Annotated in this window: 18 protein-coding genes and 1 tRNA gene; 12 read left to right on the forward strand and 7 right to left on the reverse strand. The window is 67.1% G+C overall.

Going from position 1 to position 19,911, the window contains the following annotated elements:
* Window positions 1-31 precede the first annotated feature (31 nt).
* From CTB96_RS20025 to CTB96_RS20040, 4 genes are all read left to right on the forward strand, one after another.
* Window positions 32-544: an amino-acid N-acetyltransferase gene (locus CTB96_RS20025; RefSeq protein WP_110128762.1), complete on the forward strand. Its 513-nt coding sequence runs from the start codon at window positions 32-34 to the stop codon at window positions 542-544.
* A 175-nt stretch (window positions 545-719) separates the two neighbouring features.
* Window positions 720-3,224, forward strand: a complete 2,505-nt coding sequence (locus tag CTB96_RS20030) for a bifunctional metallophosphatase/5'-nucleotidase (RefSeq protein WP_345788794.1) — start codon at window positions 720-722, stop codon at window positions 3,222-3,224.
* Window positions 3,225-3,277: 53 nt separating this feature from the next.
* Complete coding sequence (locus CTB96_RS20035; RefSeq protein ID WP_110128764.1) at window positions 3,278-3,904, forward strand: hypothetical protein; 627 nt, start codon at window positions 3,278-3,280, stop codon at window positions 3,902-3,904.
* A 70-nt stretch (window positions 3,905-3,974) separates the two neighbouring features.
* The gene (locus CTB96_RS20040) at window positions 3,975-4,394 is read left to right on the forward strand and encodes an SseB family protein (protein WP_110128766.1); all 420 of its coding nucleotides are present in this window, start codon (window positions 3,975-3,977) and stop codon (window positions 4,392-4,394) included.
* 27 nt (window positions 4,395-4,421) lie between these two features.
* On the opposite strand, the gene radA is transcribed toward CTB96_RS20040, so the two are convergent.
* Together radA and CTB96_RS20050 are read right to left on the reverse strand one after the other, a co-directional pair.
* Entirely contained in the window at window positions 4,422-5,786 is a 1,365-nt protein-coding gene (gene radA / locus CTB96_RS20045; RefSeq protein WP_110128768.1) for a DNA repair protein RadA, read from the reverse strand.
* A gap of 33 nt (window positions 5,787-5,819) precedes the next feature.
* Complete coding sequence (locus tag CTB96_RS20050) at window positions 5,820-6,602, reverse strand: SGNH/GDSL hydrolase family protein (protein WP_248283513.1); 783 nt, start codon at window positions 6,600-6,602, stop codon at window positions 5,820-5,822.
* Window positions 6,603-6,745: 143 nt separating this feature from the next.
* Here CTB96_RS20050 and CTB96_RS20055 point away from each other — a divergent pair.
* The 5 genes from CTB96_RS20055 to CTB96_RS20075 all read left to right on the forward strand — a co-directional run bounded on the left by CTB96_RS20055 (window position 6,746) and on the right by CTB96_RS20075 (window position 11,927).
* Window positions 6,746-6,835, forward strand: a tRNA-Ser gene (locus tag CTB96_RS20055).
* A gap of 67 nt (window positions 6,836-6,902) precedes the next feature.
* On the forward strand, window positions 6,903-7,364 hold the full coding sequence (locus CTB96_RS20060; RefSeq protein WP_181397380.1) for an SRPBCC domain-containing protein: 462 nt from the start codon (window positions 6,903-6,905) through the stop codon (window positions 7,362-7,364).
* 134 nt (window positions 7,365-7,498) lie between these two features.
* Complete coding sequence (locus CTB96_RS20065; protein WP_110128772.1) at window positions 7,499-8,323, forward strand: PRD domain-containing protein; 825 nt, start codon at window positions 7,499-7,501, stop codon at window positions 8,321-8,323.
* 119 nt (window positions 8,324-8,442) lie between these two features.
* Entirely contained in the window at window positions 8,443-10,371 is a 1,929-nt protein-coding gene (locus tag CTB96_RS20070; protein ID WP_110128840.1) for a beta-glucoside-specific PTS transporter subunit IIABC, read from the forward strand.
* Window positions 10,368-11,927 carry a glycoside hydrolase family 1 protein gene (locus tag CTB96_RS20075; protein ID WP_110128774.1) on the forward strand — a complete coding sequence of 520 codons (1,560 nt, stop codon included), beginning with the start codon at window positions 10,368-10,370 and terminating at the stop codon, window positions 11,925-11,927. The genes CTB96_RS20070 and CTB96_RS20075 overlap by 4 nt, the downstream gene beginning before the upstream one ends.
* 87 nt (window positions 11,928-12,014) lie before the next feature.
* On the opposite strand, the gene CTB96_RS20080 is transcribed toward CTB96_RS20075, so the two are convergent.
* Together CTB96_RS20080 and CTB96_RS20085 are read right to left on the reverse strand one after the other, a co-directional pair.
* Window positions 12,015-12,401 (reverse strand): VOC family protein, encoded by a 387-nt coding sequence (locus tag CTB96_RS20080; RefSeq protein ID WP_110128776.1) that lies wholly within the window; start codon window positions 12,399-12,401, stop codon window positions 12,015-12,017.
* A gap of 20 nt (window positions 12,402-12,421) precedes the next feature.
* Complete coding sequence (locus CTB96_RS20085) at window positions 12,422-13,213, reverse strand: SDR family oxidoreductase (RefSeq protein ID WP_110128778.1); 792 nt, start codon at window positions 13,211-13,213, stop codon at window positions 12,422-12,424.
* A gap of 147 nt (window positions 13,214-13,360) precedes the next feature.
* Between CTB96_RS20085 and CTB96_RS20090 the strand changes: the two genes are divergently transcribed.
* From CTB96_RS20090 to CTB96_RS20100, 3 genes are all read left to right on the forward strand, one after another.
* On the forward strand, window positions 13,361-15,052 hold the full coding sequence (locus tag CTB96_RS20090; RefSeq protein WP_219993324.1) for a mannitol dehydrogenase family protein: 1,692 nt from the start codon (window positions 13,361-13,363) through the stop codon (window positions 15,050-15,052).
* Window positions 15,052-16,134, forward strand: coding sequence for a mannonate dehydratase (gene uxuA, locus CTB96_RS20095; protein WP_110128780.1), 1,083 nt, complete (start codon window positions 15,052-15,054; stop codon window positions 16,132-16,134). The genes CTB96_RS20090 and uxuA overlap by 1 nt, the downstream gene beginning before the upstream one ends.
* A gap of 61 nt (window positions 16,135-16,195) precedes the next feature.
* On the forward strand, window positions 16,196-16,891 hold the full coding sequence (locus CTB96_RS20100) for a GntR family transcriptional regulator (protein WP_110128782.1): 696 nt from the start codon (window positions 16,196-16,198) through the stop codon (window positions 16,889-16,891).
* Between the two features lie 29 nt (window positions 16,892-16,920).
* On the opposite strand, the gene CTB96_RS20105 is transcribed toward CTB96_RS20100, so the two are convergent.
* From CTB96_RS20105 to CTB96_RS20115, 3 genes are all read right to left on the reverse strand, one after another.
* Window positions 16,921-18,138: an NAD(P)/FAD-dependent oxidoreductase gene (locus tag CTB96_RS20105; protein ID WP_110128784.1), complete on the reverse strand. Its 1,218-nt coding sequence runs from the start codon at window positions 18,136-18,138 to the stop codon at window positions 16,921-16,923.
* An 82-nt stretch (window positions 18,139-18,220) separates the two neighbouring features.
* A complete protein-coding gene (locus CTB96_RS20110; protein WP_110128786.1) occupies window positions 18,221-18,430 on the reverse strand; it encodes an RNA polymerase sigma factor in 210 nt (69 codons plus the stop codon).
* Between the two features lie 280 nt (window positions 18,431-18,710).
* Window positions 18,711-19,754: an NAD(P)-dependent alcohol dehydrogenase gene (locus CTB96_RS20115; RefSeq protein WP_110128788.1), complete on the reverse strand. Its 1,044-nt coding sequence runs from the start codon at window positions 19,752-19,754 to the stop codon at window positions 18,711-18,713.
* Window positions 19,755-19,911: the final 157 nt, after the last annotated feature.

Raw genomic sequence — 19,911 nt, forward strand, 5'->3', positions numbered from 1 at the left:
GACGGCCGCATGGCCAGGGAAGTGGGCGGGCGTGACCAATCAGGAGTTTCTCGTCCGCCGGGCTCGCACCAGCGACGTTCCCCGCATCCAGGCGCTCGTCGAACCGCTCGTGCAGCAGCGCATCCTGCTCGGCAAGGACCTCGTCGTCTTCTACGAGGCGGTGCAGGAGTTCCGCGTGGTCGAAGACGCCAACGGCGACCTGGTGGGCTGCGGCGCCCTGCACGTGATGTGGGAGGACCTTGGCGAGGTGCGCACTCTGGCCGTGTCCCAGGACTGGCTCGGCAAGGGTGTCGGGCACGCGCTGCTCGGCCGGCTCGAAGCGGATGCCCGCGAGCTCGGCCTCAGCCGGCTCTTCTGCCTCACCTTCGAGGTGGGCTTCTTCGTGCGGCACGACTTCGTCGACATGGGTAGCGAGACTGTGGATCCGGCCGTCTATGCCGAACTCGTGCGCTCGCACGACGAAGGTGTCGCCGAGTTCCTCGACCTCGCCCGGGTCAAGCCCAACACCCTCGGCAACACCCGGATGCTCAAGCGCCTCGTCTGACCCGCCACGCCCCGCCGCGCGGGCAACAGGTCTGCTCATCCGAGCGAATTTCACGGATGTAACCCGCTCGACACGTCGCGGGGATAGGCTGCCCGGCAATGCGCCGGACGCTCGTCGTGCGCCCCCAATGGGTGGCATGCCCGGTCAGATCACCGTTCGACTTCCGAGGAGAAACATGTCGTTGACTTCCCGCCGCCCGATCCGACTGGGCTTCGCCGCCGCGCTGGGAGCGTGCCTCGCAGCCGCCCCACTAGTGGCGATTCCCGCACAAGCCGCCCCGGCCCCGCCCGAAGCCGTGCAACTCAACCTGCTCAACATCAACGACTTCCACGGTCGCATCGACGAGAACACCGTGAAGTTCGCCGGCACCGTGGAGACCCTCCGCGCCGAGTACGGCGACGACGCCACCCTCTTCCTCTCCGACGGCGACAACATCGGCGCCTCACTGTTCGCGTCGGCCTCCCAGCAGGACACACCCACCCTCGACGTGCTGAACGCCCTCGAACTGAATGCCTCCGCGGTGGGCAACCACGAATTCGACCAGGGCTACGCCGACCTCATCGGCCGCGTCGCCGACACCGCCGACTTCGACTACCTCGGCGCCAACGTCTACAAGGCCGGCACCGAAGAACCCGCTCTCGACGAGTACGTGCTCACCGAGGTGCAGGGCGTCACCGTCGGCATCATCGGCACCGTCACGGAGGAGACCCCGTCGCTGGTGTCGCCCAACGGCATCGCCAGCCTGAGCTTCGGCGACCCGGTGGAGGCCGTGAACCGGGTGGCCGCCGAACTCACCGACGGCGACCCGGCCAACGGTGAAGCCGACGTGCTGATTGCCGAGTACCACGAGGGCGCATCCGCCGGCACCCCCGAGGACGCGACGCTGGAGCAGGAACTCGCCGTCACCGACAGCGCCTTCGCCCGGATCGTCACCGAGACCTCCGCCGCAGTGGACGCCATCTTCACCGGACACACGCACAAACAGTACGCCTGGAACGCCCAGGTGCCCGGCGAGGCCGCTGGGGTGACCAGGCCGGTCCTGCAGACCGGCAACTACGGCGAGAACATCGGCCAGGTCGTGCTCAGCTACGACCCGGCCACCGACGTGGCCACCACGGTGACCAACCAGAACGTACCGCGCACCGAAACCGACGACGCCGAACTCGTGGCGGCGTTCCCCCGCGTGGCCGAGGTGCAGACCATCACCGATGCTGCCCTGGCCGAAGCCGAAGAACTGGGCAGCGTGCCGGTCGGAGCGGTCTCGGCCGACATCACCCGCGCCTCGATCGAGGGCGCCACCCCGGTGGTCGAGGATCGGGCCGCACCGTCGACCCTCGGCACCCTGGTCGCCAACTCCCTCCGCGACTCGCTGGCCGACCCCGCCACGGGCGGTGCTGAGATCGGCGTCGTCAACCCCGGCGGCATGCGCGCCGACCTCTTGGCGACTCCCGACCCGGTGGTCACCTACGCGGAGGCCAACGCCGTGCTGCCGTTCGTGAACAACCTCTGGACCACCACCCTCACCGGCGCGCAGTTCAAGACCGTGCTGGAGCAGCAGTGGCAGCGGGATGACGAGGGCGAGGTGCCCAGCCGGCCGTACCTGCAACTGGGCCTCTCCGACAACGTGAACTACACCTTCGACCCCACCCGGGCCGAGGGCGACCGGATCACCGGCATCTGGGTCAACGACGAAGCCATCGACCCGACCCGCGGGTACCGGATCGGGTCGTTCAACTTCCTGCTCACCGGCGGTGACAACTTCTGGGAGTTCCAGAACGCCACCGACACCCGTGACTCCGGGCTCGTCGACCGGGATGCCTGGATCTCCTACCTCACCGCGAACAACCCGGTCTCACCGTCATTCGCGGTGGCCCAGGCCGCGGTGACCGGGGTGCCGACCGAGGCCGTCGCGGTGGGGGACACCGTGTCGTTCGCGGTGTCGCAGCTGAACCTCACCTCGTCGGGAGCCCCGAAGAACACCACGCTCGCGGTCGACTGGGCGGGCAGCGCTACTGAGTTCGCTGCTGTCGCCGTCGACGCCAGTGGCGCCGCGGCCGTGGCTCTCACCGTTCCGGCGGATGCGGCCGCGAACACCGTCGTGACCCTCACTGCCGCCGAGACCGGCACCGTCGTGCGGGTTCCGTTGACCGTCGACACCACCGTGGTCACCCCGACCCCTACCCCCACCCCCACGCCGACCCCGGTACCGACCGAACCCACTCCCACCGAACCGGCTCCGACCGTGCCGGGAGTGGCCGCCACCCCCGCTCCGGTGAGCTCGCTCACCGAGCCGCTCCGGAACGCCGTCAGCACCACCAAGACGAGCTACCGGGCCGGCGCTGAGATCACCATCTCGGTCGGTGCTGAGCACGCCGGGGAGTACGTGTCGGTGTGGGTGCGCTCCACCCCGGTGAACCTCGGCGGCTGGCTCCAGGTGAGCGAGGCGGGAACCGTGACCACCACGCTGCCGACCGACCTGGCCGCCGGCACGCACCGCATCATCGTGCAGGACGCATCCGGCGCCGTGCTCGGCTGGACCGAGATCACGGTGACGGGCAGCACGACTGCCGCTCTGGCGGCCACCGGGGTTGACTCCACGCCCTGGCTGGTGGGCGCGGCTCTGATGTTGCTGATCGGTGCGGTCCTGCTGCGTCGTCGCCCGATTCCCACGGAATCCTGACCGACACGCAGGGCATTACCGGCGGCGCCGGAAGACCTCGCTAGCCTGGAATCATGTCGACGATCAAGCATCCCGTCGGCCCCCAGGCCAGCGCGGTCTACCGGCGCCGCCGCTTGGTGGTCGGCCTCGGCCTGCTCGCCGTGATCGTGGTCATCCTGCTGATCGTCTTCCGACCCGGCAGCGGCGACGACCCGGCGCCCGCAGCGCCAGCGAACACGACCGCACCCGCCGCGACCTCGCCCGACCCCGCTGCCACGGATGCGCCGGCCGGCTCGGCCTGTGACCCGGCTGTGGTGCAGGTCGAGGCGATCACCAACCAGGGCTCCTACGACCCCGACGAGAACCCCGAGCTCTCGCTCAGCGTCACCAACACCGGTACGGTCGCGTGCGACCTGAACGCCGGCACCTCGACGCAGGTGTTCACCATCACCAGCGGCGCCGACGTCTACTGGACCTCGACGGACTGCCAGACCGACCCGGCCGACGCCGAGGTCACGCTCGAACCGGGCGTTGCGGTGGCAACCAAGACCCCGGTCACCTGGGATCGCACCCGTTCCAGCCCGGAGACCTGCGAGATCACCGACCGGGAAGCCGTGCCCGGCGAGGGTGCCTCCTACTACCTCACCGTGAGCGTGGGCGGGGTCGAATCCGCCAGCCCCACCCAGTTCCTGCTCAACTAACGATCGCCCGGTGCCGCGTTCGCTCCGGGCTGAGCGCACGAGTGGAACCGCCGATGCGGCGGATGATTGAATGGACGATGTGACAGACGCAACGCCAGACACCCGATCCGACGCCCTCGCCGCCGCGCTGGCCAACCAGGACGTGGCCGCGGTCGCGTACGCGCTCCGCAACGACGTGGTGATCGTGCCACAGCTCGTGGTGAAGGGCAGCGCCGAACAGGTGCGGGTCTTCGGCCGCGAGGGCAGCGACAAGCGGATGCTGCTGCTCTTCTCCTCCGGCGAGAACTACGCCCGCATGATTCCCGACGAGGTCAACCCGCAGGTGATGGTCGGCGACGCCCAGTGGCTGAGCGAGTTCCTCACCGTGCACAAGAACACCCTGGAGATGGTGTTCTTCGACATTGCCGGCCCGCACGTGATGCAGGCCGCGCCCGAAGACCTGCTGCGCGCGCTCGGCCCGATCGGCGACGAGAGCACCGCGACCCACTAGACCCGAGCCTGAAGCCGCCCGGTCTGTCTAACCGAACGCCGCGTCGAGTTCGGCGTCTCGCCGGGATATTCCGGTGCCGAGTGCCCGGTTCACCGCGGTGTGCACGGTACTGCTGGAGTCATCGATGCGGGTGGTGAATCCCATGCGCGCGGCCTCGGCGGCGCGCTGCTTGGCGGCGGACACCGGGCGCACCTCGCCGGCCAGGCTGATCTCGCCGAACGCCACCACGTCGTGGGCGACCGGATCGTCGAGGAGAGCCGACACCAGCGCTACGGCAATGGCCAGGTCGGCGGCCGGTTCCACCAGCCGCACCCCGCCCACCGTCGACACGTACACATCCTTCTTCTGGAAGTTGTGGCCGGCCCGTTTCTCCAGCACGGCCAGGAGCATGGCCACCCGCGAGCCGTCGACGCCGTTGGTCACCCGCCGCGGGTTGGGCATAGATGTGTCAAGCACCAGAGCCTGCACCTCCACCGGCAGGGCGCGACGGCCCTCCATCGCCACGGTGACGCAGGTGCCGGAGACCGCGGTGGTGCCGCGGCTGAGGAACAGGCCGCTGGGGTCGGCGACCTCGCTGATGCCATCGCCGGTCATCTCGAAACATCCCACTTCGTCGGTGGAGCCGAATCGGTTCTTGAGGGCGCGCACGAACCGCAGGGCGGTGTGCCGGTCGCCCTCGAACTGGCAGACCACATCCACCAGGTGCTCGAGCAGCCGCGGCCCGGCGATGGTGCCGTCCTTGGTGACGTGCCCCACCAACAGAACCGGCAGATTGCGGTCTTTGGCCAGGCGGATGAGCGTGGCGGCGACCTCGCGCACCTGGCCGGGCTGCCCGGCCTGGCCGTCGTTGAGCGAGCTGGACACGGTCTGCACCGAGTCGATGATCACCAGGTCGGGTTTGACCGCGTCGATCTGGCCGAGGATCGTGGCCAAGTCGGTCTCGGCGGCGATGTACAGCTCGGGCTGCAGGGCGCCGGTGCGCTCGGCGCGCAGGCGCACCTGGGCGACCGATTCCTCGGCGCTCACATAGAGCACCCGGGACTTGGCGACAGCGGCCTTGGAGGCCACCTCGAGCAGCAGGGTGGACTTGCCCACGCCGGGCTCGCCGCTGAGAAGGATCACCGAGCCGGGCACGATGCCGCCGCCGAGCACCCGGTCGAACTCGTTGATGCCGGTGGGCCAGTGCGCCACCGCGGTGGTGTCCACGTGCGTGATCGGCCGGGCGATATTGGGGCCGCTCACGAACGTCGGCGTGACGGATCGACTGATGCCGGTCTTCTCCGCGGCTTCCACCACGGTGCCCCACTGCTGGCATTCGCCGCAGCGGCCCGCCCATTTCAGTGTGGTCCAGCCACACTCGGTGCAACGGAAGTTGGAGACGGGTTTAGCCATGTCAGCGAGCCTAGCCGCGGCCGCCGACAGTCATCACTCGACGAACGCGTCCTGGGGAAAACGGTGGGCCACGTCGGTGCTGAGCTGCGGCAGGAACGCTTCGGCCCAGATGCGGTAGCCGCGGTCGTTGGGGTGGAAGAAGTCGTTGGCGACCTGGGTGAAGACACTGCGGAGGCCCTGCCGCTCGGTGGCCTCGTGCAGCGGCACCACGGTGAGCCCGTGCTCGGCCGCGACCTCCCGCACGATCCGGTTGGCCACGAACACCTTGCGGTCGTTGTGCGGCAGGTGGAAGCAAGGCAGGTCGGCCACCAGCGCATGCGCCGGCAAGGCGGCGAAGAGGGTGCGGATGCCCGCTTCGAAGCGCACCGGGTCCCACTGGGCGATGTCGTTGGCGCCGATGGCGACCGTGACGATGTCGGGCTGCAGCTTGACGAATCGGGGCAGCTGGTCGCGCACGGCCAGGTCGACGGTGGCGCCGGAGACGCTGAGGTTGAGCACCCGCACGGTCTTGCCGGTGGCCAGACGGATGTGATCGGCCAGAATGCCGACGTAGCCGCGGTTGGGGGCGCTGGCGCCGATGCCCTGCGCGGCGCTGTCGCCGATGGCGACGTAGAGCAACTCACCCTTCTCCTTGGCGTGGGTGCGCCACCAGAGCGAGTTGATCGGCAGCGTCTCGTTGAGCTCGGCGGCGTTGGCGGCAAGCATCCGGCGAAGGCGGCGGTAGCCCAGCATGGCGGCCGCACCGAGCCCGGCGGTGCCGGCAACGGCGCCGGCGGTGAGGGCGAGAGTGCGGGGAGTTGAAGTGTCGTTTGTCACGGGAGAGAGAGTACCTCCGGGCACTGACAGTTCGCTCGAATCGGCCAGATCGGCACGGGTGTGCACCGGCAACGGAATGACCCCGCAAACGGATGCGCGCAAGGATTCGCGTCACACCCCGTTCCTCAACTACAATCGCTCTCGGTACCGTGTCCGAGCGGCCGAAGGTGCAACTCTCGAAAAGTTGTGTGGGGGAGACTCCACCGTGGGTTCAAATCCCACCGGTACCGCCACAGAAAAACCCCGTCAATCCCAGTGATTACGGGGTTTTTTGCTCAGCTCGAACGTGAAGGAAACACCGTGTCTGACCACGCCAGAATCAAGGGCCACACCGTGACCCGCACCGTGCACATCGAGGCCTCGCGCGAGACCGTCTGGACCGCGCTGACCGACCCCGACGTGATGGTCCAGTGGTTCGGAGACAGTGCGACGTTCGCTGCGCTCGAGCCCGGAGCTACCGGCACCATCGACTGGGATGGCTACGGCAGCTTCCCGATCGAGATCACCGAGGTGGCGCCCGGCGACGCGTTCGGCTTTCGGTGGTCGGGCATCCCCGCCGACGAGCTCGACGAGTACGCGACGCACGTGCGCTTCACCATCGCCGATGCCGGTACCGGTACGGATGTCACGGTGATCGAATCGGGCTTCGACACACTCCCCGGCGGCACCCGCTACCGTCGCGAGCGCCTGGAGCAGAACCGAGAGGGCTGGGACGTCGAACTCGACGAGCTCGCGATCCTGCTCGAGGGCGTCACCCCGTAATTTCGCGGTTGCGCGGAGGCCTCGTCGGCCGTGTTACTATTTTTCCGGCTTGTCACTGCTTTCGCAGGCAACACCATCGCTGTTCTCGAAGACGACGACAGCAAGAGTGTTTCCGAAGCAGATGTGGATGAGCAGTGATCGTCAGGCGAGTACTGAATAACAACGTGGTCGACGGTCTCGACGACGCCTTGCAGGAAGTCATCGTGTTCGGCAAGGGCCTGGGCTTCAATTCCAAGCCCGGCGAGCTGATCGACGAGTCGATGATCGAGAAGATCTTCCGGCTCGACGACGCCGCCGCGAGCCGGCACTTCGCGTCGATCGTGGGCTCGATCCCGGCCGACATCCTCTCCGCCACCGCGGACCTCGTCGCCCGCGCCCGCGAAGAACTGAGCGTGAAGATCAGCGACAGCCTCTACGCCTCCCTCGCCGACCACCTGTCCTTCGCCGTGCAGCGAGCCCGGGAGGGCGGCGACTTCACCATTCCGCTCGCCGTCGAGGTGCGCCGGTTCTACCCCACCGAATACGCCTTCGCGAAAAGCGCCGTGGTCGAGTTGAACGCGAAGCTCGACACCGAACTGCCGGCCGAAGAGGCGATCAGCATCGCGCTGCACGTGATCAACGCGCAGGTGGGCGGTGCCGCGGACAGCGCCACCCGGCTGATGGAGCTCACGCACTCGATCCTCGACATCGTGCGGCTGAACTTCGGCATCGCCTACGACGACGACAGTCCCGCCTACCTCCGCTTCGTCACCCACCTGCGCTTCTTCGCCCAGCGGGTGCTGCTCGGCGAGACCGTGCAGCGCGACGACGCCGAACTGCTGCGTATCCTCACCGAGCAGAAGCCCGAGGCGTTCGCCTGTGTCGACAAGGTGGATGCGTTCGTGATGCGCAGCCACGGCCACGCGATGAGCGCCTCCGAAAAGGTCTACATCGGCCTGCACATCGCCAGCTTCCTCTAGCCGGCGTCCCCGTACCCGGAAGCACCCGCTTCCGCCCCCAAAAAAGAAAACAGAACCGAATCCGAAGCCGCGTCAGGGCAACCGCGTGAAGCCGGGATTCTTCAATGAAGGAGAACCCCTTGAAGTACGACAAAGATGCCTCGGCGATCATCGCCGCGGTCGGCGGTGAGGCGAACATCGCCTCGCTCTACCACTGCGTGACCCGGCTGCGCTTCGGCCTGAAAGACAACACCCTGGCCGATCAGGCCGCGCTCACGGCGATCTCGCCGGTGATGGGCGTGAACGACGCCGGCTCGCAGTACCAGGTGATCATCGGCAACGACGTTCCCGACGTCTACCGCGCGATCGTGACGGAGCTGCCCCGCCTGGCGAGCACGGATGCCGTCGACGGTGCCGCCGCCGCCGGAACGGGGGAGAAGCAGAAGCTGCACACCCGCTTCCTCGACTTCATCTCCGGCACCTTCGCCCCGATCCTGCCCGCCATCGCCGGCGCCGGCCTGCTCAAGGGCATCCTGGCGCTCAGCAACTCCTTCGGTTGGGTCGACCCCGCGTCGCAGACGTTCTTGATCTTCTCGGCCATCGCCGACGCGGTGTTCTTCTTCCTGCCGATCATCGTGGCGGTCTCCGCGGCCCGCAAGCTCGGCGCCAACCCCTACGTGGCCGCGTCTCTCGGCGGCACCCTGGTCTACCCGGCTCTCACCGCGCTCCTCGGCGCCGGCGAGGCGGTGCACCTGCTGGGCATCCCCGTCACGGCGTCGTCCTACTCCTACTCGGTCATCCCGGTGCTGCTCGGCGTCTACCTGCTCTCCTGGGTCGAACGCGGCTTCAGCAAGATCATCCCGTCGTTCCTCAAGCTCACCTTCGTGCCGATGCTCTCGCTCGTCGTCGTGGTGCCGATCACCCTCACCCTGCTCGGCCCGCTCGGCACCTTCGTGGGCTCGGGCATCGCCGGTGGCATCAACTGGGCTCTCGACAACGGCGGTGTTCCGGCCGGCTTCGTGATCGGCGCGCTGCTGCCGCTGATCATCATGACGGGCATGCACTACACGCTGGTGCCGTTCATCCTGCAGAACCTAGCCACCCTCGGCTACGACAAGTTCCTTCCGCTCACCTACATCCAGACCTTCGCCACCGCCGGCGCCGTGTTCGGCGTCTTCCTCCGCGCGAAGAACAAGCAGATCAAGGCGCTGTCGCTCTCCACCACCTTCACCGCGCTGATGGGCGTCACCGAGCCGGCCCTCTACGGCCTCGCCCTACCGCTGCGTCGCCCGCTGATCGCTACCATGGCCGGTGCTGCCGTCGGTGGTGCCATCTCGCTCGGCTTCGGCGTCAAGGCCTACGTGCTCGCCGGCAACGGCGGCCTGCCCGGCCTGCCCGGCCTCGTCGGCGAGACGTTCATCTGGGCGATCGTCGGCATCGTGATCGCCTTCATCGTCTCGGCGGTCGTCTCCACCATCCTCGGCATCAACGAGTCGATCCTGGCCGGCACCGCCGAGAAGACCACCACGGCGACGCCGGTCGACACCACGACGGATGCTGCTGTCGCCGCTCCGATCGTCACGTCGGGGCAGAGCGAAATCGTCTCCGCCCCGATGACCGGCACCCTGGTCTCGCTCGACGACGTTCCCGACATCACCTTCTCCAAGCGTCTCGTCGGCGACGGCACCGCCATCCGCCCCACCAGCGGCGCGGTGACCTCCCCGGTAGACGGCATCGTCGCCACACTGTTCCCGACCAAGCACGCCGTCGCCGTACGCAGCGACTCCGGCGTCGAGGTGCTCATCCACGTGGGCCTGGACACCGTCAACTTGAAGGGCGCCGGCTTCACCGCCCACGTCGCAGTTGGCGACCGGGTCTCCGTCGGTGACCTGCTGCTCGACGTCGACCTCGCCGCCGTCGGTGCCACTCACAACACGCTCAGCGTCGTCGTGATCACCAACTCCGCCAAGTACACCGTGGACCCCGGCACCACCGGACCGGTCCGCTCCGGGGATGCGCTGATCAGCGTCACCCCGTCAGTCGCAGCAACCAAGGGAGCCCACGTATGACCACCGACACCACCACGTCGGCCACCGCGACCGAGCCGAGCCCCGCCGGCACCACCGGCGCCTTCCCCGACGGCTTCCTCTGGGGAGTGGCGTTCGCGGCCAACCAGGTCGAGGGCGGCTTCGACCAGGGCGGAAAGGGCCTCTCCCAGGCCGACGTCATCCCCTACCGCACGGCGGGCGACTACGTCGACATCAGCGCGCTGATGAAGGTCTCGGATGCCGAGATCGCCACGGCCGTCGCCAGCCCCGGCACCGCCGGCTACCCCAAGCGCAGCGGCAGCGACTTCTTCGGCCACTGGGAGGAAGACGTCGACCTCTTCGCCGAGATGGGCTTGAAGGCCCTGCGGATGTCGATCGCCTGGTCGCGCATCTTCCCGAACGGCAACGACGCGGAACCCAACGAAGAGGGGCTGCTGTTCTACGAGCGCCTCTTCACCCGGCTGCGCGAGAAGGGCATCGACCCTGTCGTGACCATGTCGCACTACGAGATGCCGCTGCACCTGGTGACTGAATACGGCGGTTGGACCAGCCGCGAGGTTGTCGGCTTCTTCGAGCGCTACGCCCGCACCATCGTGGGCCGCTACACCGGCCTGGTGCGCTACTGGCTCACCTTCAACGAGATCAACACCACCATCATCGAGTCCTACACCGGCGGCGGCGTCATCGAGCGGGAGCCGGCACCCGGCGTCGACCCCCGCCAGGCCGGCTACCAGGCGCTGCACCACCAGTTCGTGGCCAGCGCCCTGGCCACCCGCATCGTGCACGAGCTTGATCCCGCCGCGCAGGTGGGCTGCATGCTTGCCCGGATGTCGCACTACCCGGCGTCGAGCGACCCCGCGGACATCGTGAAGGCGCAGTTCGACAACAACATGAACCTGTTCCACACCGATGTGCAGGTGCGCGGCCGTTACTCCGGCACCGTGCGCCGGTTCTGGCGCGACCAGGGCATCACCGTGGTCATGGAGCCCGGCGACGAGGAGCTGCTGGCCGCAAACACGGTCGACTTCCTCTCCTTCAGCTACTACATGAGCCTGGTCTCCTCGGTCTCGCCCGAGAAGTACGGCGCCACCGGCGGCAACCTGTTCTCCACGATCAAGAACCCCTACCTGGCCACCACCGAGTGGGGCTGGCACTTCGACCCTGAGGGCCTGCGCTACGTGCTCAACGACCTCTGGGACCGCTACCAGGTGCCGCTGTTCATCGTGGAGAACGGGCTGGGCGCCACCGACGTGCTCGAGGGCTCGGCCGTCGACGCCGCACACGACGGCACCGACACCCGCCGGGTGCACGACGACTACCGGATCGACTACTACGTCAAGCACCTGCGTGAAGTGCGCGAGGCCATCGCCGACGGCGTGAACCTCCTCGGCTACACCGCCTGGGGCGGACTCGACATCATCAGCGCCTCCACCTCGCAGATGACCAAACGGTACGGCGTGATCTACGTCGACGCCGACGACACCGGCACGGGCAGCTACGACCGGGTGCGTAAGGACAGCTTCTACTGGTACCAGAAGCTCGCCGCCACCAACGGGGCCGTGCTCGACGAGGCGTAGCCACCGCATCCGTCTCACCGACGGCCACTGAACCCGCCCTCCCGATCCACCCCCCAGGATCGGGAGGGTGTTGTGGTTTCCGGCAGATCAGCTGTTCTGGATCACCAGCAGCATGGTTCCCTGCGGGTCGCGCAGGTAGGCCACCCGTTCGCCCCACGGGGTGTCAGCGGGGGAGACGGCTACGGCACCGCCGGCGGCCGGGGCGGCCGCGACAGCCGTTTCCAGGTCGGGAACGTAGACGCAGATGTCGACGGCGTGCCCCGTCGCCGGCAAGGGAGTGTCGCGGTACATCGCCGGTGTCGTGCCAAGGCCGAGCGCGAGTGTCGATGAGCCGATGCGCAGGGTGAGGTACACGGGGTCCCCGTCGTCGGGAAAGGCGTAGTCGACGCCGGCGCCGAACACGGTTTCGTAGAACCTCCGAACGGGTTCGATGGCGGTCACATTGATGATCGGGAACAGCTCCAACCGTGCCATGGCGCCGACGATACCCCGACTCAGCCGACCGCGAAGCCGCCGTTGCTCATCAGGATCTGGCCGTTCATCCACGAACCCTGGTCGGAGAAGAGAAAGCGCACCAGATCGGCGGTGTCGTCGGCGGTGCCGAGCCGACCGGCCGGGGTCGCCGCAATGCCGGATGCGCGGATGCCGTCGTCCATCCACCCGGTGTCGATCGGGCCGGGGTTGATCACATTCGCGCGCACACCGCGATCGGCCAGCTCCACGGCCGCGGCGGTGACGATGCGGTCCAGCGCGCCCTTGCTCGCCCCGTAGGGCAGGTTGTGCACGGTGTGGTCGCTGGTCAAGGCGACGATTCGGCCACCGACCTCGCCCGGGGCCACCGACGCCGGCAGTTGTTCGGCGAAAGCCTTGATCAGCAGCCAGGTCGCGCGGGCATTCACCGCGAAGTGACGATCCCAGGCCGCAACATCCGTGGTCAGGATGGAGCTGTCCACCGACTCGCAGTGTGACATGACCAGGCCGGTCACCGGCCCGAGTTCCCGGGCCGCCGCCAGCAGCGCCGCGGGCACCTCGGGGTCGCTCAGATCGCCCGGAATGAGCCGCACGCTCACGCCCAAGGCGCGGCACTCAGCGGCGATGCTCTCGGGGTCGTCGGCGTTGCGCTCGTACCCGAGTCGTTCGTCGTAGGGCCGCCAGTAGTTCAGCGCGAGATCCCAGCCGTCCCGCGCGAGCCCGACCGCAAGGCCCGCCCCGATCGACCGCCGTCGGCCGACCCCGGTCACGACCGCGAGCCTCGGCTGGTTGGATTCGTTCACAGTCGGCACCATGAGGTCACGATAGCGTGCGGTATCCGCATCGCCAGTGTGAGCACTGAGTTGTGCCGCGTACTGGAACACTAGTATGGTAGTCGACAGTGGATTGCGCATCAACCGGGGACCAATCGCCTCCCGGAACTCATTAGGAAGGTGTCGACAATGACCGTCGCCCATGCACCGCTGGATCACGAGCCCAGCACCATGCTGTACCTCAATTCGCACACGCTGGCCGATCCGGCCGCACTTCAGGCGGCCGGCATCATCGCTCCACAGTTCGATCGCACAGCGGTCGCGGAGCGCACCGCCGACAGTCCCACCTGGATCCACTTCGGTGCCGGCAACCTGTTCCGCTGCTTCCATGCCGCCCTGCAGCAGGACCTGCTGAACAAGGGCCTCGCCGACACCGGGATCGTCGTCGTCGACACCTGGGATGACGAGGTGATCAACACGATCTTCCACGACCGCGACAACCTCTCCCTCAAGGTGGTCATGAAGGCGAATGGTGACATCGAGCAGGAACTCATCGCCAGCGTCACCGAGAGCCACTACCTCGCCGCGGAGAACCCGGCGGCCGGCCAGCGGGTGCGCGCGATCTTCGCCAATCCGTCGCTGCAGCTGGTGACCGTGACGATCACCGAGAAGGGCTATAACCTCGAGGCGCCAGGCGGCGACCTCTCCGCCCTGGTGTTGAAGGACATCGCCGACGGACCCGCCCACGCCCGCCACGCGATGTCGCACCTCGCGGCCCTGCTGCTGGAGCGCTACCAGCACGGCGCGCAACCGATCGCGATGGTCAGCACCGACAACTTCTCCCACAACGGCGAGAAGCTCAGCGCCGCGATCCTGCTGATCGCGTCACGCTGGCGCGCCGGCGGCTTCGTCGACGACGGCTTCATCGCCTACCTGCGCGATCGCAGCCGCGTCTCCTTCCCGTGGAGCATGATCGACCGGATCACCCCGAGCCCCTCCGCGGCCGTCGCCGCGGAACTGCGCACCGCCGGGTTCGGCGACACCGACATCCTCAAGACGCCGAAGAACTCCACCACCGCGCCGTTCGTGAACACCGAAGAAGTGCACTACCTCGTCGTCGAAGACGACTTCCCCAACGGCCGCCCGCCGCTGGAACACGCCGGTGTGTATCTCACCGACCGCGACACGGTCAACAAGGTCGAACGCATGAAGGTGTGCACCTGCCTCAACCCGCTACACACGGCCATGGCCGTATACGGATGCCTGCTCGGCTACACCTCCATCTCCGCCGAAACCGCCGACGCCGAGATCGCCGGGCTCGTGCACCAGATCGGTTACGTCGAGGGCCTGCCCGTTGTCACGAACCCCGGCATCATCGAACCCCGCGCGTTCCTGGACCAGGTGGTGCAGGAACGCCTGCCCAACCCGCGCATCCCCGACACCCCCCAGCGGATTGCCGCGGACACCTCGCAGAAGGTGGGCATCCGCTTCGGCGAGACCATCAAGCAGTACCTGGCGGAGGGTTGCACGAATGAACTCACCTTCATCCCACTCGCGATCGCCGGTTGGATTCGCTACCTGATCGCGGTCGACGACCAGGGTGAACCGTTCACTCTCAGCCCCGACCCGATGAACGACCACCTGCAGACCGCGCTGGCCGGCATCACCCTCGGCGACCCGGGCAGCATCGGCGGCAAACTCCGACCGATCCTGGAAAACGTCGGCATCTTCGGCGTCGACCTCTACACCGCCGGCCTCGGCACCGCTGTCGAAGGCTACGTTGCCGAGCTTCTCGCCGGCCCCGGCGCGGTGCGCACCACCCTGCGCCGACACCTGGCCGCCGCCACAGACACCATCCACTCCAACTCAAAGGTTTCCTAATGCAGATGACATTCCGCTGGTTCGGCGAAGAAGACGACAAGGTCACCCTCGACCAGATTCGCCAGATCCCCAATGTGAAGGGCATCGTCGGCGCCCTCTACGACGTACCCGTCGGTGAGGTCTGGCCGGTCGAGAAGATCGCCCGGCTCAAGAACCAGGTCGAGACCGCCGGCATGACCCTCGAGGTGATCGAGAGCGTCAACATCCACGACGACATCAAGATCGGGCTGCCCAGCCGCGACAAGTACATCGAGAACTACCAGCAGACCATCCGCAACCTCGCCGGTTTCGGCATCAAGGTGATCTGCTACAACTTCATGCCGATCTTCGACTGGGTGCGCACCGAACTGGCCCGGGAACTACCCGACGGGTCCACCACCATGGGCTACGACCAGTTCATCGTCGACGGCATCGACCCGGTCAACATGGCCAAGTCGGTGGCCGGGGATTCCAACGGCTACGTCATGCCTGGCTGGGAGCCAGAGCGGATGGCGCAGCTGACCGACCTGTTCGAAAAGTACGCCGGGGTCGACGAACAAAAGCTCTCCGAGAACCTGCGCTACTTCCTCGAGCGCATCATTCCGGTGTGTGAAGAGAACGACGTGAAGATGGCGTTGCACCCGGATGACCCGCCCCGCAGTATTTTCGGCCTGCCCCGGATCGTCACGAACTTCGCCGATCTGAAGAAAATCATCGAGATGGTGGACAGCCCGTACAACGCGCTGACGCTCTGCACCGGCAGCCTGGGTGAGAACCCGGAGAACGACGTGCCCGCGCTCATCCGCTACTTCGCCGGCCGCGACCGGGTGCCGTTCGCGCACGTGCGCAACATCAAGCACCTGGGCAACGGCAACTTCGAGGAATCTGCGCACCTGTCCGAGATGGGCTCGCTCGACCTCTACGAGATCATGCAGGCCTTCCACGAGGTGGGCTTCGACGGTTACGTGCGCCCGGACCACGGCCGCATGATCTGGGGCGAAACCGGCCGGCCCGGCTATGGCCTCTACGACCGGGCCATCGGCGTCGCCTACCTGACCGGGCTGTGGGAAGCCATCGACAAGGGCGCGAAGGCCGCTGCGTAAGCAGTGCTGCTGGGGCCGGGCAACAGTTGCCCGGCCCCTGCACCGCCCATAATGGACTGTGATGAACACCACCCGAGTCCTCCGTCCGGCCCCCGTAACCGCGCGCCGTAACTCCCGCACGCTGGCGTTGGAGACGATCCGGGAAAAGATCATCACCCTGGAGATCCTGCCGGGCACCCGCCTGTCGGAGAACGAGCTTGCCGAACAGCTCGGACTTTCTCGCACGCCCATCCGGGAGAGCCTGATCCTCCTCGCCGAAGAACGGCTGGTCTATGTGGTGCCGCAGGTGGGCACCGTGGTCGCTCCCATCCTGCTCGCCGAAATCGAGACCGCCCAGTTCGTGCGCGAATCCCTGGAATTGGCCGCTCTGGCCGAATCGCTCAGTCGCGTGACCCCGGAGGACATCGCCCACCTCAATGCCATCGTCGACGCCCAACGCATCGCCGACAGCCGACAGTCCCTCACGAGCTTCTTCACGCTCGACGAGGAGTTCCATTCGGCGCTGATGGCGGTCAGCGGCCACGGTTCGGCCTGGCGCACGGTGGCGCAGGCCAAGTCACATCTCGACCGCGCTCGCCACCTCTCGCTCTCGTTCACCGGGATGACACTGCTCGTCGACGAGCACCAGCGCATCGTCGACGGCCTCGCGGGCGATGCTGCAGACGCGGCCGTGTTGGCCTTGCGCTCGCACCTGCGGCGCGTGTTCGAAGACATCGCTGCCGTGCGTGCGACGAGCCCGGAGTTGTTCAGCGCCTGAGACCCCTCAGCGCTGAGGCCGGCGACCGATCAGGCGCGGCCGTTGAGGATCAGGTGCCAATACACCCAGGGCAAGATGTGCCGGTCGAAGATCCAGCTGAGCCGACGTTCACGGGCGAGTCCCGGCCAAAACGGAATCGTCGGCTTCGGCCGAAGGTGGTCGTCGAACTCAGCGAAGACCACGGTCGATCGTGACACGGTGAACGGGCATACCGAGTAGTTGTCGTAGGCCGCGTCCACCGGTCGCCCCGCGAGGGCGGCAACCAGGTTCTGAGCCAGCACTTTCGCTTGCGGGCGGAGGGCGCCGCCGGACTTGGAGTTGCGGGTGGCCGCGGCGTCGCCGAGAGCCCAGACATCCGGAAACCGGGAGTGGCGCAACGTCTCGGGATCCACGTCAATGAAACCACTCGGGTCACCGGGAGCGGGCAACGGTGTGGACTTCAGCCAGTCCGGCGCCGACTGCGGGGGAACCGCGTGCAGGATGTCGTAAGACACGGTCTCGCGCTGGTTACCGGCGGCTCGACCGATGAGCACGGTTCGGCGGTCGGCATCCACTTCAAGCAGGGTGCTGTCGGTTCTCAGTTCGATTCCATATTCGGCGATCTTCCGGTTCAGCTCGGCGTCGATCAGGGGAATTCCGAAGACGGTGGGGTCTGGTACGACCAGCACCACCCTGATTTGATCGAGGACGCCGATGGAGCGCCAATAGTCGCAGGCAAGGTACATCGGCTTCTGTGCGGCTCCCGCGCAGCTGGCCGGCCCTGCGGGTTGACTGAAGACAACCGTGCCTCGTCGCATGCTCCGCAGCATCTTCGAGGCCTTGGCCGCCAGCGCGAACTCGTAGTTGGACACGCCCCAGGGTGAGGCCATCGCTGCGGCCAGGCCGGGCACCCGGTTCCAGTCTTTCTGGATTCCCGGACAGACCACCAGCTGGTCGTAACCAAGGCGGCGTCCGGAAGCCAGCAGCACACTGCGCGAATCCGGCAGTACGCCCACGACACTGTCCTGGATCCACTCGACGCCAGAAGGGATGACAGACTCCTGCGGACGAATGGCCATCCCGGCCCGAGCGGTTCCGCCGGCGACGTGTGACAGCAGCGGCTGGTAGACATGCTGGTCGCGGGGTTCCACCACGACCACATCGTCTACTCCGTACCGTCGCAGGCGACCGGCGACGGACAAGCCGGCATTTCCGCCGCCGATGACGATCACCCGGTGGTGCTCGGCGCCCGCGGGGGTCTCGGTCATCGGATCTCGGTCTGGTCGCGGTTTCGCATGTGCCGACCATAGACGCGCTCGGCGATGCCCGCCAGCCCGACCGGAGTAGGGATCAGGCGGCGACGCGGAGGGCCTCACGCAGGTGGACGAGGCCCTCGCTGAGGCGGGCGTCGGCGACGTCGACGCTCACGCCGAGCAGGTCGGCGACCTGGGTGTTGTCAAAACCCGCGTAGTACGCGAGGTGGATCGCCTGACGGTGCTCAGGCGACAGGGTGTCGATGGCTTCCGTGGCGTTGTCGAAGGTATGGGTGGCAGTAAACATGTAAAGCAAACATTTCTAGAAAGACGTGTGAAGGCGGCGCGCAGCATTGCGTGCGCCGTTATTCGAACAGCGTAAGTAATCGATCGGAATGCCGATCGACGGATGTCTGGCCGGGATGAACCGATCAAACGGTGTGCGGCTCCGGCCATGGATTGGGGCAGCGGAGGGGTCGGATCCTGATAAAGATCGACGCGCAACTACAAACACTAACACATCTGTTCGACCCTGCACGACGCGCCCTCGCCGGAACGAGCGGGGCGCGTCGTGCAGAGCACCGGAATCAGGCCAGCGTGGCCACGTCGATCACGAAGCGGTAGCGCACATCCGAGGCCAGCACACGCTCGTACGCCTCGTTGATGTAGTCCACCGCGATGAGTTCGGTCTCCGGTGCGATGCCGTGCTCGGCGCAGAAGTCGAGCATCTCCTGGGTCTCGCCGATGCTACCGATGCCGGATGCCGCGTACGAGCGGCGGTTGCCCATCAGGCCGAAGACCGAGATCGGCAACGGTTCGGCGGGAGCGCCGACGTTGACCATGGTGCCGTCCAGGCGCAGCAGCGACAGGTAGGCCTGCAGATCGACGGGAGCGCTGACGGTATTGATGATGAGGTCGAACTCGTTCGCCAGGGTGTCGAACGTCGCGGGGTCGCTGGTGGCGTAGTAGTGGTCGGCGCCGAAACGGATGCCGTCGTCCTGCTTGCTCAGCGACTGCGAGAGCACGGTGACCTCGGCGCCCATGGCGTGGGCGATCTTGACGGCCATGTGGCCGAGTCCGCCCATACCGACCACGGCGACCTTCTTGCCCGGTCCCGCATTCCAGTGCGCGAGCGGTGAGAACGTGGTGATGCCGGCGCAAAGCAGGGGCGCCGCGGCCTCGAACGGGATCGACTCCGGAACCTTGAGGACGAAGTCCTCGACGACGACGATGTGGGTGGAGTAGCCACCCTGGGTGACGGTGCCGTCACGGTCGACGCTCGTGTAGGTCTGGGTGTTGCCCGCCAGGCAGTAGTTCTGCATACCTGCGAGGCAGTTCACGCACTCGCGGCAGGAGTTGACCATGCAGCCGACACCGACCCGGTCCCCGACCTTGTGCAGCGACACCTCGGAGCCGACCTCGGTGACGATGCCGACGATCTCGTGGCCCACGACCTGCGGGTAGGCGATGGGACCCCACTCGCCGCGAACGGTGTGGATGTCGGAGTGGCAGACGCCGGAGTACTTGATCTCGATCAGGACGTCTTTGGCTCCGACGTCCCGTCGCTCGATGGTGGTCTTGACGAGGGGAGCGGTCGCGGAGGGAGCCGCGTAGGCATTGACGGTGAGCATGAATCTCCCAGGGGATAGCGAATGGATTGGAGCTATCCAAGCATGCCTGCCAGGCCATAGGTCGCGACAGACCCTGTTGGTACAGGTACTGCCAGGCACCCCCTCATCCCGCTCCGGCAGCGTAATCGGCTCGTAACCATCTCGACCCGCCTCCGTT

It is taken from the genome of Cryobacterium arcticum (assembly GCF_003185895.1).
In the GTDB taxonomy this organism is placed as follows: Bacteria; Actinomycetota; Actinomycetes; order Actinomycetales; family Microbacteriaceae; genus Cryobacterium; species Cryobacterium arcticum.